Here is a 14670-nt window from a genome sequence, read left to right on the forward strand (position 1 = left end):
GAAGGGATACACGCATGTCCGACGGCCCACCGACGACCGGTATCGAGGCCGAGCGCACGATCCTCCGAGACATCGGCCGGCAGCTGTACGGCCTGCTCCCGACCGGCTTCGACCGGATCGTCATGAAGACCAACATCGCTGGGGGCGTCATGGCCGGTGAGACGGTCCTGCCCCGCATCGACGGGAGCGAGGACCACGCGCTGCCCGACGAGACGACCTTCCGGGCGGCACGCGACCTCCGGAAGGCGATGTACCGACCCGGTTCGGGTACCTGGTTCACCGCGGTGTTCACGGTCACGGCGACCGGCAAGATGAGCGCGTCGTACGACTACGACAACGAACCCGAGCTGGGCCACTTCGCCGCCGAGGCCTACCGAGCCGACTTCGACGAGTTCCCCCGCACCCCCGAGAACACCCCCGACTGGCTCGCCGCCATCCTCGCCGGCGCCCCGACCCGCCACGACCTGGCCGGCCGAGCCGACGGTGGCGGCGGGGCCGAGCGATGAGCGAACACGACGACGGCGGTGGCCGCGTGCCGACCGAACGTGATGCCCTCCGTCGGGTGGGTCTCGCCGTCCACCGCATGATGCCTCGAGGCTCCGTCCGGGCGGAGTTCGACTTCTCCGAGGTCGGAGGCGTCCGGGTGGCATCCGTGGGTTTCTTCGACGAAGCCGGCCACGAGTCGTCCACTCCCGACACGGACGAGGCGGGCGCCGCCGCCTCCGACCTCCGACGGCTCATGTACCGAGCCGACGTCGGATCGTGGTTCAGCGCCCGCTTCCGGGTCACCGCCGCCGGCAAGCTCGGCACCTCGTTCGACTTCGACCACCGCGCTCCTCACACCTGGATCGACGACCAGGCCTACCTCGACGATCTCGAGTCGTACCCACGGCCCGCCGAGGCGATCCCTGGCTGGCTCGCCGCCGTCGTCGCCTCGCGATCGGCCGGAGGCTCTCCGTGACCGGCCTCACGGGCTGATCGGGCCGAGACGCCTCAGAGCGGCAGCACGGCCTCGAGGGCGAGCGGGTCGCCGTCGATCGCGATGTCGTTGAGCTGCCGGCCGACGAACTCCGCGGCCTCGACCGTGTCCGTCTCGATCCGGTGCCCCGTGCCCTCGACGACGAGCGCCCAGGTGACCGGCCCCCCGGAGGCGCGGGTCACCTCGAGACGGCAGCGCGTCAGTTCGCGGTCCTGTCCGAATCGCATGTCCGACAGGTCGGCGATGACCATGCACTCGAGGTCGTCGAGGAACCCGTGGAGGGTGGCGTCCCTCGCGATCTCGAGCCGCGCCTCCTCGTCGAGGTCGTCGGCGGACGAGGTGAACCGCGTGCCCTCGACGGTCCGGACGATCCATGAGACGTGGTCGCCGACGGTGACGAAGGACTGCATGCTGCTGATCCTCGGCCCGATGTCGGCGTGCGCGTACACCGGGGGCAGGTCGGTGACGCTGACCACGACGCCGTCGCGGCGACCCACCACGCGGCGGTCGGAGTCGACGACGATGCGCTGGTTGCGGGGCACCCACGGGGCCTTCGGGAACTCGTCGAAGAGCACCTCGTCGAACTCGAACACGACCGCGCCCTGCTGGCTCATCGCACCAGACAACCACTGCACGGGCCGACGGCGACGGGTGGGACCAGAGCCGGGAAAGAGAGAAGGCCCACCCGGAGGTGAGCCTTCACGTTCGTGCGCGAGGGGGGACTTGAACCCCCACGCCCTTTCGAGCACTGGCACCTGAAGCCAGCGCGTCTGCCAATTCCGCCACTCGCGCGAACTCGTAGACTTTAGCATGCGTGGGACGCCCGAAAGAGCACCGGTGAGTCCCTTTCACTCGTTCGGGCTAAGATCGGGCGACCAGAGACCCCGAACCTGGAGACCCATGGGACTGCTCGACAACTTCGAACGCGGGCTGGAGCGCGCCGTCAACGGCGCCTTCGCCAAGACGTTCCGTTCGGGCGTGCAACCACTCGAGATCACGAACGCGCTGCGCCGTGAGCTCGACACCAAGGCCGCGGTGGTCTCGCGTGACCGCATCCTCGTGCCCAACGAGCTCCAGGTGCGCCTCGCCCCCATCGACTACGAGAAGATGTCCGGCATCGGTCCGGCCCTGATCGACGAGCTCACGCAGCTCACCCAGCGGCACGCCACCGCCCAGGGGTACCAGTTCGCCGGGCCCCTCGGCATCCGCCTCCGCGAGGACGACTCGCTGAGCGTCGGCATCATGTCGGTCGACTCGCGCAACCTGCGCGGCGAGGTGCAGTGGAAGCCGTTCGTCGAGATCGACGGCAAGCGCCGTGAGCTCAGCGGTGCCCGCACGATCATCGGCCGCGGCAGCGACGCCGACATCACCGTTCAAGACACCGGTACCTCCCGTCAGCACGTCGAGATCCTGTGGGACGGGTCACGTGCCCAGGTCCGCGACCTCGGCTCGACGAACGGCTCGAAGCTCAACGGCAACCCCCTCACCAAGGCGCCGCTGCAGCCCGATTCGGTGATCCAGATCGGTCGTACGCGTATCGTGTTCCGCGTGCTCCCCCAGTCATCGACGCCCGACCCCTTCGACGGGCCCGACTCCACGGGTGGCCGACGATGACCTCAGCCCTCACCCTGCTGGTGCTCCACTTCGGCTTCCTGGCCGTCCTGTGGCTGTTCGTCTTCGTGATCGTGTTCGCGCTGCGGAGCGACCTCTTCGGGCAGCGGGCGCGCAAGATGCCCGCCGACGCCTCACCCGGCAAGGCGAGCGCGACCGCCACCGCGCCTCCTGCCCCCGCCCCGCGTCCCGCGCCCGCCGCGCCGGCACCGACGCCTCAGGGTGACGGGCGCGCCACGCGCCTGGTCATCACCAAGGGCGCCAAGGCCGGCCTCGAGATGCCCCTCGGCGACGGGCCGCTCACCATCGGGCGGTCCCAAGAGAGCAACCTCGTGATCCGCGACGACTACACCTCGACCCACCACGCGCGCCTCATGCTCTGGAACGGCCGCTGGGTCGTGCAAGACCTCGACTCCACCAACGGCACGTTCCTCGCCGGTGAGCGCGTGTCGGTCCCCACCCCCGTGCCCACGGGCGCGACCGTGACGATCGGGCAGACGAGCTTCGAGCTCCGGCGGTAGGCCCTCATGACGACGCACGCCAAGAGTGCCGCTCTGTCCAACGTGGGCAAGATCCGGTCCAACAACCAAGACAGCGGCTACGCCGGCACGCAGCTCTTCGTCGTCGCCGACGGCATGGGCGGGCACGCGGGCGGCGACGTGGCCTCGGCCATCGCGATCCGACGGATCCGCGAGACCGACCGCGTCTACACCTCGCCGGGTGACGCCGAGTTCGCGCTGCAGTCGTCGTTGATCGCCGCGAACCAGTTGCTGGCCGAGACCGTCTTCGAACACCAAGAGCTCACCGGCATGGGCACCACCGTCAGCGCCATGCTGCGCGTCGGTGACAGCATGGCGATCGCCCACATCGGCGACTCGCGCATCTACCTGTTCCGCGAGGGCGAGCTCAGCCAGATCACCGCCGACCACACCTTCGTGCAGCGCCTGGTCGACAGCGGTCGCATCACGCCAGAAGAAGCGGCGGTGCACCCGCGACGCAGCGTGCTGATGCGCGTGCTCGGCGACGTCGACGCGGCACCCGAGATCGACACGGCGACCCTCGGCACGCAGCCCGGCGACCGCTGGCTGATCTGCTCGGACGGCCTCAGCAGCTACCTCGCCGAGGAGCGCATCAAGAAGGCCATGGCCATGGGCCTCGACGCCGAGCAGACGGCCCGGCGCCTCGTGAAGGAGACCCTCGACCACGGCGCCCCCGACAACGTGACCGTCGTCATCGTCGACGTCGACGAGTCGGGCGACTCGGCACTCGACGAACCCGTCACGGTCGGGTCGGCCGCCGCACCCCTCAGCTTCGACAGCGACGCCGGGCGCAAGCAGCTCCGCCTGCCGACGATCCTGCTGCACCCGCTCAAGGTCGCCACGACGCCGGAAGACAGCCACTTCGAGCCCGAGAGCGACGAGTACCTCGCCGAGCTCATCGCCGAAGACAAACGTCGCCGTCGCCGTCGCCGCATCACCTGGCTGACCGCCCTCGTCGTGGCGATCGCCGCGCTCGTCGCCGGGCTCGTGCTGACCTACCAGTGGACGCAAGACCACTACTACGTGGGCGAAGAACGGGGCACGGTCGTCATCTACAAGGGCGTGCAACAGAGCCTCGGGCCCATCGGCCTCTCGAGCGTCTACGAGACCACCGACGTCCAGGTCGACGACCTGCCGAACTACACGCAGACCACCGTGGAGGACACCATCAACGCCGGTTCCCTCGCGGACGCCAGGGCCATCGTCGAGAGGTTGGCCGATGCCAGCAACCCCTGACGCACCCGGTGGTGACGCGACCGAGGTCATCGGTCGCGTAGGAGGCGCGCGCAAGCCGTCCGCGAAGGCCTCGCGTCCCACGAACATGACGCAGGCTATCTCGCTGCGCCTGCGCGAACCCGCGCGCCTCCGCAACCTCGAACTGCTCATGCTGCTGATCGCCTGCGGCGTCGCCGCCGGAGCGATGGTGCTGGTCCAGCTCGGTGCGACCGGCGAGGTCGACCCGACCGTGCTGATCGCCGGCTCGATGGTGCTGGGCCTGGCCCTGATCTTCCACGTCGTCCTGCGGGTCGTCGCCCGCGAGGCCGACCCGTTCGTCATGCCGATCGCCGTCACCCTGAACGGCATCGGCATCGCGATGATCTACCGCCTCGACCTGGCCGAGGGGCGTGAGGGCTGGGGCGCGCTGGGCATCAAGCAGATGGTCTGGACCGTCCTCGCGATGGTGATCGCCCTCGCCGTGCTGCTCGTGATCCGCAACTACCGGGTGCTCTCGCGGTACCGCTACATCGCGATGTTCGTGTCGATCGTGCTGCTGCTGCTGCCCCTCCTGCCGGGCATCGGCCGCGAGGGGCTGAACGCCCGCGTGTGGATCGACATCGGACCGTTCTCGTTCCAGCCGGGCGAGATCGCCAAGATCACGCTGGCCATCTTCTTCGCCGGCTACCTCGTCACCGCCCGCGACAACCTCTCGCTCATGGGGCCGAAGATCCTGGGCATGCGGTTCCCGCGACCACGCGACCTCGGGCCGATCCTCATCGTCTGGCTCGTCGCCATGGGCGTCCTGATCTTCCAGCGCGACCTCGGCACCTCGTTGCTCTACTTCGGGCTGTTCCTCGTCATGATCTACGTGGGCACGGGGCGCGCGAGCTGGATCGTGCTCGGCGTCGGCCTCTTCCTCGGAGGGGCCCTGATCGCCAGCACCTTCCTGGGGTACGTGCAGGGCCGTTTCGCCGCCTGGCTCAATCCCTTCGCCCAGTCCGAGTACGACGCCGTCGGCGGGTCCTTCCAGCTCGTGCAGGGTCTGTTCGGCTTGGCGAACGGCGGACTGATCGGCACGGGGCTCGGTCAGGGCCGTCCGCAGACCACCCCGCTCGCCGAGAGCGACTACATCTTCGCGTCGCTCGGCGAAGAACTCGGCCTCACCGGGCTCTTCGCCATCCTGGCGCTCTACCTCCTGCTCGTCTCCCGCGGGTTCCGCATCGGCTTCGTGGGTCAGGACGACTTCGGTCGCATGCTCGGGGTCGGCGTCGCCTTCGTCGTGGCCCTGCAGGTCTTCGTGGTCATGGGTGGCGTGACGAGGGTGATCCCGCTCACGGGCCTCACCGCTCCCTTCCTCGCCGCGGGCGGCTCGTCGCTCGTGGCCAACTGGATCATCGTGGCCCTGCTGCTGCGACTGTCCGACTCCGTGCGCAACCAACCGAGGCTGGTGATCGGCTGATGAACGAAGAACTCCGACGCGTGAGCTACGTGGTGCTCGCCATGTTCGTCGCGCTCTTCCTCTCGACGACCTACATCACGGCGTTCCAGGCCGACGCGCTGAACGCCGACGCCCGCAACTCGCGGGCCCTGCTCGCCAGCTACTCGGCGCAGCGCGGTCCCATCCTGGTCGGCGGCCAGGCGATCGCGCAGTCGACCCCCGTCGACGACCAGTACGAGTTCCAGCGCACCTACTCGCAGCCCGACCTCTACGCACCCGTCGCCGGCTACTACACGTTGGGTCAGGGATCCCGAGGCATCGAGGACGCCATGAACCGGTACCTCACGGGCAACGCGAACTCGCAGTTCTTCGACCAGGTCAACTCGCTGCTCACGGGTCAGGACCCCGAGGGGGCCACGGTCAACCTCACCCTCGACCCCACCGTCCAGCAGGCGGCCTACGACGCCCTCGGCTCGAACTCGGGCTCGGTCGTCGCGATGGACCCGAAGACCGGCAAGATCCTCGCGATGGTCTCGAAGCCCAGCTACGACCCCAACCCGCTCGCCAGCCACGACCGTCAGACCGTCACCGACGCCTACGACTCGCTGATCGCCGACCCCTCGGCTCCGCTGCAGAACCGGGCGATCCAGGGCGACCTGTACGCACCGGGGTCGACCTTCAAGCTGATCACGACGGCGGCTGCGCTCGAGAGCGGCGACTACACGCCCGACAGCGCCTTCCCCAACCCGTCGACCCTGACGCTGCCCGGCACCAGCACGAACATCAACAACGCCGAGGGCGGGAGCTGCGGCGGCGGCGAGACGGCCACCATCGCAACCGCCCTCCGCCTGTCGTGCAACATCCCCATGGCGCAACTCGGCCAGGCCCTCGGTGCGAAGGCCCTGCAAGAGCAGGCCGAGAAGTTCGGCTTCGGCGACGACTCCATCGGCGTCCCCCAGGCCGTCACGCCGAGCCAGTTCCCCATCGAGGACTCCAAGGGCCAGGCCATCAACGACGCCACCCTCATGCTGCAGTCCTTCGGGCAGGGCTCCGACCGCGTGACGCCCCTGCAGATGGCCATGGTCTCGTCCGCCATCGCCAACGGCGGCACCGAGATGAACCCGACCCTGATCGAGAGCGTCCTGAACCCCGACCTGAGCCCGGTCGAGGATTTCTCGCCCTCGGAGTACGGCAAGCCCATCAGCTCCCAGACTGCGGCCACGATGACCGACATGATGGTGCAGGACGTCGCGAACGGTGCGGCGAGCAATGCAAGAATTGACGGCGTCGACGTCGCCGGCAAGACAGGAACGGCCGAGAACGGCCCCGGCGAGCCGTACACCCTCTGGTTCACCGGGTTCGCGCCTGCTGCTGACCCCGAGGTCGCGGTCGCGGTCGTCGTCGAGAACGGCGGCGGACAGGGCCAGTCCGCATTCGGCAACAGTGTCGCGTCACCGATCGCGAAGAAAGTACTAGAGGCGGTGCTGAACAAATGAGACCATCCGGCGGAGTCACCTTCGGTGGGCGTTACCAGCTGTCGACCCGAGTCGCCATCGGCGGCATGGGCGAGGTCTGGGAAGCCACCGACCTCGTCATCGGCCGCACGGTCGCCATCAAGATCCTCAAGGACGAGTACCTGGGCGATCCCGGATTCCTCGAGCGCTTCCGCGCCGAGGCCCGTCACGCGGCCCTGGTCAACCACGAGGGCATCGCGAACGTCTTCGACTACGGCGAAGAAGAGGGCAGCGCCTACCTGGTGATGGAGCTCGTCCCCGGCGAGGCCATGTCGACGGTCCTCGAGCGCGACCGCGTCCTGCCGACCGACAAGGTCCTCGACATCGTCGCGCAGACCGCCTCGGCCCTCCAGGCCGCCCACGCCGCAGGTCTCGTGCACCGCGACATCAAGCCCGGCAACCTGCTCGTCACCCCGGACGGCCGGGTGAAGATCACCGACTTCGGCATCGCACGCATCGCCGACCAGGTTCCGCTGACGGCCACGGGCCAGGTCATGGGCACCGTGCAGTACCTCTCGCCCGAGCAGGCGAGCGGCCACCCGGCGTCCCCCAGCACCGACATCTACTCGCTCGGCATCGTCGCCTACGAGGCCCTGGCCGGTCGTCGACCGTTCACGGGCGAGTCCCAGGTCGCCATCGCGATGGCACAGATCAACGAACAGCCGCCCGACCTCCCGTCGACGGTCTCCGAACCCGTTCGTCGTCTCGTCCTGTCCTGCATCGCCAAGAAGCCGGGCGAACGGCCGGCGACGGCATCGGCCCTCGCCCAGGCCGCTCGGGCCCTCCGCCGCGGCGACGTGGCCGCCGCGACCGTCGCCGTCCCGGCGATCGGCGCCGTCGCCGCCACGCCCGCCGACACGGCGACCCAGGCCTTCAACGCCCAGGACGCCACGACGCAACTGTTCGATCCGATGGCCACCCGTGCCCAGAGCGCCGCCGGCGGTGCTGCCGCGGGCTACGTGGCCGGTTCGGCTGATCCCGACGCCCTGCGCGACGGCGACGACGAACCCGACGAGAAGAAGCGCAGTCCGTGGTTCTGGCCGCTGATCGTCCTCGCCGTCCTGGCGGTCATCGCCCTCGTCGTCGGCATCGTCTTCGCGATCGGCAACACCGACGATCCCGCGCCCGCGCCGACGACCTCGAGCAGCACGCCGACGCCGACCCGGACGACTCCGACGCCCACCCCGACCCCGACGTCCGTGACGGTGTCCTCGGGCGACTACGTGGGACTGACCGAGGCCGCCGCCCGCGCCTCCCTCGAAGAACTCGGCCTGCAGGTCGACTCGGCCGACGCCGGGTCGAGCGCCCCGAGTCCCGACCAGGTCGGCACCGTCGCCAGCATCGACCCGACGGGTGCCCTCGAGAAGGGCTCGTCGGTGACGATCTACATCTACCGCGCGGCCCCGACCCCTGCCCAGCCCTCGACGCCCACCGCCACCCCGGGCCAGATCGAGGCCGGCGACACCGCCACCATCAACTGGCCCGCCTACACGGGGTGCCCGACCGGTTACTCGCTGACGGGCTACTCGTACACGATCACCGGCGGGACCGACACCTCGGGTCAGTCGGCCGGGGGCCTCGGTGCCAACGCGACGTCCCTCACGGTGACCGCCTCGGCTGCCGGCAACCTCACGGTCAGCTACGTGGCCAACTGCGGTCAGATCGCGTCCGAGCCGTCGCCGGGAGTCACCATCACGGTGACGGCCCCGGCCACGTCACCGGCCCCGAGCCCCTCGGAGGGCACCGACCCTCAGTAGGTCCGATCGTGACCCCGGTCGTGCAGACGACCGGGGTCACGAAGCCCTGACAATCATCCCTTCGGCCTAGGTCCGTACCCAGTCCGGGGGCTACCGCCCCGGTACACTGGCTCCGACCGTGTCGCCAGACAGGGGTGGGTCGTTGGGAGAACAGGCGTGGCTGAAGGTGTGAGAGAGAGCATCCATCTCCTCGCCAACCGGTACCAGATCGGTGACCTGATCGGCCGCGGTGGCATGGCCGACGTCCACGTCGGCACCGACGCCCGACTCGGCCGCAAGATCGCCGTCAAGCTGATGAAGCCCAGCCTCGCGACCGATCCGGCCTTCCGGTCGAGGTTCCGCCAAGAGGCCCAGGCCGCCGCCCGCATGGCCCACCCGACCATCGTCCGGGTCTTCGACGCCGGCGAAGAGGTCGTCCGCGACCGCCGCGGGCTCGACGTGGTCGTCCCCTTCATCGTCATGGAGTACGTCGAGGGGCGTCTGCTCAAGGACATCGTCGCCGAAGGCCCACTCGACCCCGACGAGGCCGTGCGGGTCACCTCGGGCGTGCTGACGGCCCTCGAGTACTCGCACCGGGCGGGCGTGGTCCACCGCGACATCAAGCCCGGCAACGTCATGTTGACCAACTCGGGCCAGGTCAAGGTGATGGACTTCGGCATCGCCCGCGCCATCAGCGACTCGGCGGCCACCGTCGCGCAGACGACGGCCATCCTCGGCACCGCGCAGTACTTCAGCCCCGAGCAGGCGCGCGGCGAGACCGTCGACGCCCGCACCGACCTCTACTCGACCGGCGTCATGCTCTTCGAGTTGCTCACGGGCAAGCCGCCCTTCACCGGCGACAGCGCCGTCGCGGTCGCCTACCGTCACGTCAGCGAGCCTCCCGTCCCCCCGAGCACGCTCGAGCGACAGGTCAGTCCGGCGCTCGACGCCGTCGTCCTGCACGCGCTCACCAAAGACCGCTTCGACCGCTTCCAGAGTGCCGCCGAGTTCCGCGACGACCTCGAAGCCGCGGGCGCCGGTCGTGCTCCGGCCCGCCGGCCGCACGCGGTCGACGCCGGCTCCACGCTCTTCGGCGTCAACCCGCACGCGAATGCGGGCAGCGAGGCCGCGCTGAAAGAACTGCAGTCGGACGACACCGGACGGCCCCAACGAACGCAGACCCGGCCGCCCGTCGCCTGGATCTGGGCGGGCATCGTGCTCGTGGCCGTCGTCATCGTCGCCGTCGTCTTCTGGGTGGTCAACCTCACGCCTCCCACCGTCGACAACGCCCAGTCGTCTCGCATCCCCGACCTCGTCGGGGTCAGCTTCGAGACCGGATCCGCCCGCCTCGACGACCTGGGCCTGACGGTCGTCCGTGCCGACGCCACCAGCCCGACGATCGACGCCGGCGACATCGTGTCGACCGATCCGGAGCCCGGCACGTCCGTCCCGAAAGAATTCGCCGTCACGGTGACCGTCTCGTCGGGGCCCCAACTCGTCGCCATGCCGTCGGTCACCGGTCAGACCGTCGACGCCGCTTGGCAGGCCATCACCGATGCTGGTCTCGAACGGGGCCAGCAGAGCTCCGACTACTCGCCCACCGTTCCCGAGGGGTCCGTCCTCTCGTCCGATCCGGCAGCGGCTGCGCAGGTCGCTCTCGGCTCGGGTGTCGACATCGTGGTGTCCAACGGTCTCGTGCAGCTTCCCGACGTCACCCGCCAGCCGTCGGAAGAAGCCATCACGACCCTGCGCGACCAGCTCGGTCTGGCGGTCACCCCGCAGGCCGACCCCGGCTGCACCGGTGAGACGGTGTCGGGCATGAGCGTCCCGCCCGGCGACGTGGCTCAGGGCTCGGCGGTCACCCTGCGCATCTGCACCGGCTGAGCCCTCGCAGAAGCCACGGAGCGACGCCGAGGTCCGACGAAGCCAGTTCGCCGCTCGGAGCGAGACGCCGAGAGCACGTCGCTCGGACCTCGACGTCCGGACGACGGGCTCGGACGTTCAGCCCAGGTCGACGAGCGGGTCGAGCCCCCGGGCCGTCACGGCTGCCCCCGGCAAGCCGGCGACCGACAACCAGTTGCCGATCATCTGGTAACCGCCCTGGGTCAGCACCGACTCGGGGTGGAACTGCACGCCGTAGACCGGCGCGGAACGGTGCTGCAGGCCCATGATGACGCCGCCCGTGGTGCGCGAGGTCACCTCGAGCGTCTCGGGCACCGTCTCGTCCACCACGGCGAGCGAGTGGTACCGCGTCGCGGTGAACGGCTGCGGGACCCCGTCGTAGAACGCGCTGTCGTCGTGTTCGACCTTCGACGTCTTGCCGTGCATCAGTTCGTCGGCGTGCGTCACGGTGGCCCCCAGCGCCTCGGCGATGGCCTGGTGCCCGAGGCAGACGCCCAGCAGCGGCTTGTCGGCCGCCAGCGCGGCGTGCACGACGTCGATGGAGACGCCGGCGGCAGCGGGGGTCCCCGGGCCAGGCGACAGCAGCACGGCGTCGTACTCGGCGATGCGGTCGGCGGTGTCGGCCGCGTCGAACGCGTCGTTGCGGACGACGTCCGTATCGGCACCCAACTGCTGGAGGTACCCGTTCAGCGTGTAGACGAAGCTGTCGTAGTTGTCGAGGACGAGGATGCGCGTCATGGTTGCTCCACGGTGACGTCGGGGGTGGGCAGGAGTTCGTTGACGTAGGGGAAGACCCACTCGACGAGGGCGAACAGCACGGCGGCGATCAGGACGAGCACGAGCACGAGCCTGACCCACCAGGGTCCGGGCAGGATGCGCCAGAGGGCGGCGTACACGGTCAGCCTCCGATTCCGGCAGCGGCGAGCTCGGCGGGTACGCCGGCCGACAGCGGCTGCCACGAGTCGAACACACCGTAGGCGACGATGCGTTCTTGGGCGGTGAACATCGGATTGCAGCTCGTCAGGGTGATCAGGCGGTCGCCCGAGGTCGCCGACACGTCGGGAGCGTCGGGCACCTGCTGCAGCACCGAGACCTGCGTGGCCTGGACGTACTGCAGGTTGCGGAACGAGTACGTGAACCAACCGTCCTGGGTCTGGACGTACATCTTGTCGCCCTCTTGCAGGTCGGCGATCTCGTTGAACGGCGCCCCGTAGGTGGTCCGGTGGGCGGCGATGCCGAAGTTGCCGACCTGGCCGGGCATCTGCGTCTCGTCGTAGTGGCCGATGCCGATCTTGTTGAGGGTTCGCACGGTGCTCGTCCCCCCGGCGATCGGGACCGCGTAGTCGGCGCCGAACCGTGGGACGTAGAAGTTGGCGAACTCCTCGGCCTCGCCGGGCGCCGCCCCCACGGGCGGTTCACCGTACGAGCCGTCGGACGACGGCTCGGGGGCCGCAGTCGCCGCCTGGTCGAACTGCTCGCTCAGCCGTGCCGCCTCGCCCTTGTGGGCGTCGGCGACGACGAGGTCGTTGAACCACTGCTGCCACCCGATGAAGAGCAGCACCAGGACGCCGGCCGTGATGAGCAGTTCTCCGAGGACGCTGACGAAGGAGGCGCGGGATCGACGGCGACGTTTCGTGCGTCTCGAGAGCTGGGCCTCGCCCCCGTGGTCCGTCATGACTCGATTCTAGGCGGGCTCCGCTCCCCCGGAGACTGTGGCGACCACCGGTGGACAACGTGTGGAGAGCATGTGGAGAACGCGGGCGTACCCGGGGACGGACGCGGCGACCCTCCCAGGACCGAAAAGGGCCTCACGGTACACTGTGCGCCATGGCCAAAGACACGAACCGCAGCACGAAGCCCGCCCGCACCGCAGAGGACGCGCCGAACCCCGTGTGGTTCAAGCCGGTCATGTTCGGCTTCATGCTCGTCGGTCTCGCGTGGATCGTGGTGTTCTACGTCAGCCAGAGCACCCTCCCGGTGGCTTCGCTCGGCTCGTGGAACATCTTGGTCGGCTTCGGGATCATGTTCATCGGGTTCTTGATGACCACCCGGTGGCGCTAGAACGCACCTTCGAACTTACACGCCTGTAACTATCCCCATTGTGGGAAACCCTGTGGATAACTTTCCTGTGGATAACTCGGGCGGATGAGATCGCGTCGGCCGACGAGAAGAGGCGGCTCCCCGATGGGGAGCCGCCTCTCGTCGTTCACCGTCCGCGTGGTCTAGAACAGCCCGACCAGCTGGGCCGATCTGGCCAGGAGCACCGCGACGACGATCACGCCGATCGCGACGAGCACCGCGATCTGCACGGCGTGCTTCGACCGGTGACGGGTCTTCGAGAACAGGAACGCTATCGCCCCGCCCACGACGATGCCCCCGAGGTGGGCCTGCCACGCGATGCCGGGCACGATGAACCCGATCGCGAGGTTGATGCCGACCAGCACCAGGAGCTGAATGCTGCGACCACCGAGGCTGCGGGCGATGACGAAGAACGCCGCCATGAGGCCGAAGATGGCCCCGGAGGCACCGACCACGAAGCTTCCCGGTGCCAGGAGGGCGACAGCGGCCGAGCCGCCGATCCCCGAGAGGAAGTAGAGGGCGGCGAACCGACCTCGCCCCAACTGACGTTCGAGTTCTGCCCCGAAGATGTACAGCGAGTACATGTTGAAGAGGATGTGCAGGACGCTCCCGTGCACGAACATCGTCGTGACGGCGCGCCAGGGCTGCACGATCTCGAGCGGCGGGTAGAACGCCAGGGCCCGCGTGACCACGCCGTTGCCCGTACCGGTCACGAGTTGCAAGAGGAACACCGCGACGGTCACGCCGATGATGCCGTAGGTGACGACGGGGGCGCCTCGCCGAGACGCGCTACGGACCCGACCGACCACCTGCGGTTGGAGGCGCGGTGCGTTGCCCCGCGCCTCCTTCACGCACTCCGGGCAGTGGACCCCCACCGCGGCGGGCGTCTGGCACTCGCCACAGATGGTGCGACCGCACCTCTGGCAGAGGACGAAGCTCTGCCGGTCGGGGTGCCGATAGCAGAAGTTCGAGCGATCGTGCGGATCGGTCACCTAGACCTCGTCGATGGTGACGCTCTCGAGCACCACGTCCTCGAGGGGCTTGTCGCGCGCGTCGGTCTTGACGGCCTCGATCGCGTCGACGACCTTCTTGGACTCGTCGTCGGCGACCTCGCCGAAGATGGTGTGCTTGCCCTGCAGCCACGGGGTCGGAACCGTCGTGATGAAGAACTGCGAACCGTTGGTGCCCTTGCCGCCGCGCGAGCCGGCGTTGGCCATCGCGAAGATGTAGGGGGCGTTGAAGTTCAGCTCGGGGTGGATCTCGTCGTCGAACTGGTAGCCGGGCCCGCCGACGCCCTGGCCGAGCGGGTCGCCGCCCTGCAGCATGAAGTCCTTGATGATGCGGTGGAAGACGACGCCGTCGTAGAGCTTGTCGGTGCTGACCTTGCCGGTGGCCGGGTGGGTCCACTCTTTGGTGCCGGTGGCGAGACCGACGAAGTTGGCGACGGTCTTCGGGGCGTGGTCGCCGAAGAGGTTCACCTTGATGGTGCCGTGGTTGGTGGTGAGGGTGGCGACAGCGGTGTGCGTTGACATGTCGTCATTCTTCCACAGCCACCTCGACGCACCAGCGACTCCCCAGGCACCGTTCCGTGACCTGTCAGGAACCTCCGTGCCACACTGGGACGGGCCAGCAACTCTGGCTCCACTGCCTACTC

The 14670-nt window shown here is 69.0% G+C and carries 16 protein-coding genes and 1 tRNA gene; 10 read left to right on the top strand and 7 right to left on the bottom strand.

Going from position 1 to position 14670, the window contains the following annotated elements; genetic code table 11:
- Positions 1–14: 14 nt before the first annotated feature.
- Together QRN23_RS00955 and QRN23_RS00960 are read left to right on the top strand one after the other, a co-directional pair.
- Positions 15–506 carry a hypothetical protein gene (locus tag QRN23_RS00955; RefSeq protein ID WP_285062084.1) on the top strand — a complete coding sequence of 164 codons (492 nt, stop codon included), beginning with the start codon at positions 15–17 and terminating at the stop codon, positions 504–506.
- Positions 503–961 (top strand): hypothetical protein, encoded by a 459-nt coding sequence (locus QRN23_RS00960; RefSeq protein WP_056228025.1) that lies wholly within the window; start codon positions 503–505, stop codon positions 959–961. The genes QRN23_RS00955 and QRN23_RS00960 overlap by 4 nt, the downstream gene beginning before the upstream one ends.
- Before the next feature lie 32 nt (positions 962–993).
- Here the strand turns inward: QRN23_RS00960 and QRN23_RS00965 are convergent, their stop codons facing one another.
- Together QRN23_RS00965 and QRN23_RS00970 are read right to left on the bottom strand one after the other, a co-directional pair.
- On the bottom strand, positions 994–1593 hold the full coding sequence (locus tag QRN23_RS00965) for a hypothetical protein (RefSeq protein WP_159828358.1): 600 nt from the start codon (positions 1591–1593) through the stop codon (positions 994–996).
- A 94-nt stretch (positions 1594–1687) separates the two neighbouring features.
- Positions 1688–1771 (bottom strand) — tRNA-Leu (locus QRN23_RS00970).
- Between the two features lie 108 nt (positions 1772–1879).
- Here QRN23_RS00970 and QRN23_RS00975 point away from each other — a divergent pair.
- From QRN23_RS00975 to pknB, 7 genes are all read left to right on the top strand, one after another.
- A complete protein-coding gene (locus tag QRN23_RS00975; RefSeq protein WP_043595272.1) occupies positions 1880–2593 on the top strand; it encodes an FHA domain-containing protein in 714 nt (237 codons plus the stop codon).
- A complete protein-coding gene (locus tag QRN23_RS00980; RefSeq protein ID WP_159828360.1) occupies positions 2590–3111 on the top strand; it encodes an FHA domain-containing protein FhaB/FipA in 522 nt (173 codons plus the stop codon). The genes QRN23_RS00975 and QRN23_RS00980 overlap by 4 nt, the downstream gene beginning before the upstream one ends.
- 6 nt (positions 3112–3117) lie before the next feature.
- Entirely contained in the window at positions 3118–4365 is a 1248-nt protein-coding gene (locus tag QRN23_RS00985; RefSeq protein ID WP_043595276.1) for a PP2C family protein-serine/threonine phosphatase, read from the top strand.
- Positions 4366–4450: 85 nt separating this feature from the next.
- Complete coding sequence (locus tag QRN23_RS00990) at positions 4451–5806, top strand: FtsW/RodA/SpoVE family cell cycle protein (RefSeq protein ID WP_043595278.1); 1356 nt, start codon at positions 4451–4453, stop codon at positions 5804–5806.
- Complete coding sequence (locus QRN23_RS00995; RefSeq protein WP_285062088.1) at positions 5806–7281, top strand: peptidoglycan D,D-transpeptidase FtsI family protein; 1476 nt, start codon at positions 5806–5808, stop codon at positions 7279–7281. The genes QRN23_RS00990 and QRN23_RS00995 overlap by 1 nt, the downstream gene beginning before the upstream one ends.
- The gene (locus QRN23_RS01000) at positions 7278–9056 is read left to right on the top strand and encodes a protein kinase domain-containing protein (RefSeq protein ID WP_285062090.1); all 1779 of its coding nucleotides are present in this window, start codon (positions 7278–7280) and stop codon (positions 9054–9056) included. The genes QRN23_RS00995 and QRN23_RS01000 overlap by 4 nt, the downstream gene beginning before the upstream one ends.
- Before the next feature lie 156 nt (positions 9057–9212).
- Complete coding sequence (pknB, locus tag QRN23_RS01005; RefSeq protein ID WP_123571113.1) at positions 9213–10919, top strand: Stk1 family PASTA domain-containing Ser/Thr kinase; 1707 nt, start codon at positions 9213–9215, stop codon at positions 10917–10919.
- A 117-nt stretch (positions 10920–11036) separates the two neighbouring features.
- On the opposite strand, the gene QRN23_RS01010 is transcribed toward pknB, so the two are convergent.
- Genes QRN23_RS01010 through QRN23_RS01020 form a run of 3 tightly spaced genes read right to left on the bottom strand, consistent with a single transcriptional unit; the run spans position 11037 to position 12612 of the window.
- Complete coding sequence (locus QRN23_RS01010) at positions 11037–11675, bottom strand: anthranilate synthase component II (RefSeq protein WP_285062093.1); 639 nt, start codon at positions 11673–11675, stop codon at positions 11037–11039.
- Entirely contained in the window at positions 11672–11833 is a 162-nt protein-coding gene (locus tag QRN23_RS01015; protein WP_173154031.1) for a hypothetical protein, read from the bottom strand. Before QRN23_RS01015 ends, QRN23_RS01010 begins: the two co-directional genes overlap by 4 nt.
- Positions 11834–11835: 2 nt before the next feature.
- Positions 11836–12612, bottom strand: coding sequence for a class E sortase (locus QRN23_RS01020; protein WP_173154034.1), 777 nt, complete (start codon positions 12610–12612; stop codon positions 11836–11838).
- 152 nt (positions 12613–12764) lie between these two features.
- Between QRN23_RS01020 and QRN23_RS01025 the strand changes: the two genes are divergently transcribed.
- Positions 12765–12998 carry a cell division protein CrgA gene (locus QRN23_RS01025; protein WP_043595289.1) on the top strand — a complete coding sequence of 78 codons (234 nt, stop codon included), beginning with the start codon at positions 12765–12767 and terminating at the stop codon, positions 12996–12998.
- Between the two features lie 161 nt (positions 12999–13159).
- Here the strand turns inward: QRN23_RS01025 and QRN23_RS01030 are convergent, their stop codons facing one another.
- Together QRN23_RS01030 and QRN23_RS01035 are read right to left on the bottom strand one after the other, a co-directional pair.
- Positions 13160–14008, bottom strand: a complete 849-nt coding sequence (locus QRN23_RS01030) for a rhomboid family intramembrane serine protease (RefSeq protein ID WP_285062098.1) — start codon at positions 14006–14008, stop codon at positions 13160–13162.
- On the bottom strand, positions 14009–14548 hold the full coding sequence (locus QRN23_RS01035) for a peptidylprolyl isomerase (RefSeq protein ID WP_056044214.1): 540 nt from the start codon (positions 14546–14548) through the stop codon (positions 14009–14011).
- Between the last annotated feature and the right edge of the window lie 122 nt (positions 14549–14670).

The sequence above is a fragment of the Frigoribacterium sp. ME-P-080 genome, assembly GCF_030209595.1.
Taxonomy (GTDB): domain Bacteria; phylum Actinomycetota; class Actinomycetes; order Actinomycetales; family Microbacteriaceae; genus Frigoribacterium.